Below are 1,932 nucleotides of genomic sequence, written 5' to 3' on the forward strand. Positions count from 1 at the left end.
CAAAATGCCATGGCAATGCGGCATGATGCTCCGGCTTCAATTCAATAACCGTGTTGCACTCAGCTCCTGCAACCGCCTGGATTGTCTTTCGTTTAAGTCTGAGGGTTATTGGCTTACTTATACTGTTTTCAAAACTTCTATTTCGTCACAGGGCGACATTAAGACAATACCTATCCCAAAAATTGCTGCTGACGCAATTGAAGTAATAATTGAAATAGGGCGTGATGCTCGTGCTTACGGTAATCACGACTATCTGTTTGTCAAGATACCAAAGTTTAGTTTTGGAAACACTCCGCAGTCCATTGTGGTAGAGCGAGCTTGCAATCGAGTGGCAAACAACCTGGGTATTGATTATAGAGTACACCCACATCGTTTTCGGAAGTCACTTGCCCTTTATATAATTCATCAAGATTCGCGGAATCTTGAAATTATTAAATGCCTCTTTTCTCACCGCAGTTTAAAAATGACGTTAAGGTACATCCTTTCTTTACCTGGCGTGAACGATGAAGTCAAAGCTACGTTGATTGATGAAAATACGGAAATTCTCGTCGAGGTTTTGCAAGGTGTAATTTCTGGTCAAATTGGGGGCATTGGCGGCAAAAGGTTGGCCAAGACTGCTAATTCTTCTCCAATACTCAGGGCTAAATTGCAAAACGCGGGAAAAGAGAGTTTAAGTCAGTATGTCGCCTCTTTGCTTGATGAAGGTGTGAAGCTTCTGCATAGAACGAATCTTGCAATCTGTATGCGAACGCCGGGTCTTACCAGCGAGTCACCTTGTGATGCTAAGAATGATAGCCCTGGGTCGAGGCTTCATCCAAACTTGTTTGCGTGTGACCCATATAATTGTAGATATGCTGCATTTGTCGAGGCCAATGTTCCATCATTAAAAAATGAGATAATTTTCCACGATAATATGATTAAGCATAGGTACTGTGGAGCGACTCAGAAGGAGTATTCGCAGAGGCGTATCGCTGAAGCCTTTAAGCGACTTCACGAGGTTGTAGGGGATGAAGCACATAATTTCCTAAAGCAGGTGGCGCATGGCTAAGCAGGATCTCCTCAATCGGGTGTATGCGACTATTTCAGCGCTCCAAAGCGACGGCCGAAAAAAGTTATCAGTGATGGAAGTTTCTAAATTATCCGGTGTCGGTCGTGCAACAATCAATCAAAAGCATGATCCTGACTGGGTGAAGGTCAGAGAAGTCATAAAAGGAACAACTCATTCTGGGGTTTATACAAAGGATTCAAGTGAGGGTGTCAAAAAGCCACTCAAAAATACTCAAGAAATACATCATCGACTGAAAGAGTTGGAGGGGCAGTTAGCCCTACTAAGGGAGCGCGCTAGCACCACATATAATCAGTTGATCGACAGGGTACAATATTACTTTGCGTTGGCTAGTGAAAAGCCTGCTAAGCAAGTTGAGAAGGCTAAGCTCCTTCAAGAGCTAACTCATCAGAAGAATCAGAACGCAATCCTACGTGCAGATCTCAAGGCGGCTCTTGCTGAATCATTAACTCCTGCGGTATCAGGAATTATCACTTCAAAGATTATTTTGGAAGTGCCTAATGCAGTCTCTGATTCTGAGGCTATTCTGAGTTTTTTGGAGAAACTGGATTCGTTATCTAGTCAGAATCGATCTTCACTTGTTACCGCAGTCTACATAATGTGTGGTCTTCCAATGTGCGGCAAGTCATCTTGGATTGATAATCACAAGCCACCTACTCCAGGTGTATCCTTATATGTCAGTGGAGCAAGTGATACAGTTTCAACTCGGAATTTGTTAGTTTCTAGGGTTAGGAAAGAATTTAACGCGCCCGTGCACTGTGTTAGATTTAGTCTAGGCGTTGATGCCTGGGCGGTTGCAGGAGCTGAGTGCAACACGGTTATTGAATTGAAGCCGGAGCATCATGCCGCATTGCCATGGCATTTTG

General features: G+C 43.7%; 2 protein-coding genes. Both read left to right on the forward strand.

Translation table 11 applies throughout. The features are described 5' to 3' along the window. A partial coding sequence (locus EGJ86_RS24795; RefSeq protein WP_177432951.1) for a tyrosine-type recombinase/integrase occupies positions 1 to 1,048 on the forward strand: 1,048 nt, incomplete at its 5' end. Beyond that, the coding region (locus tag EGJ86_RS24800) for a hypothetical protein (RefSeq protein ID WP_148100098.1) at positions 1,041 to 1,932 on the forward strand (892 nt) is incomplete at its 3' end. The genes EGJ86_RS24795 and EGJ86_RS24800, both read left to right, overlap by 8 nt.

It is taken from the genome of Pseudomonas sp. o96-267, assembly GCF_003935465.1.
In the GTDB taxonomy this organism is placed as follows: Bacteria; Pseudomonadota; Gammaproteobacteria; order Pseudomonadales; family Pseudomonadaceae; genus Aquipseudomonas; species Aquipseudomonas sediminis.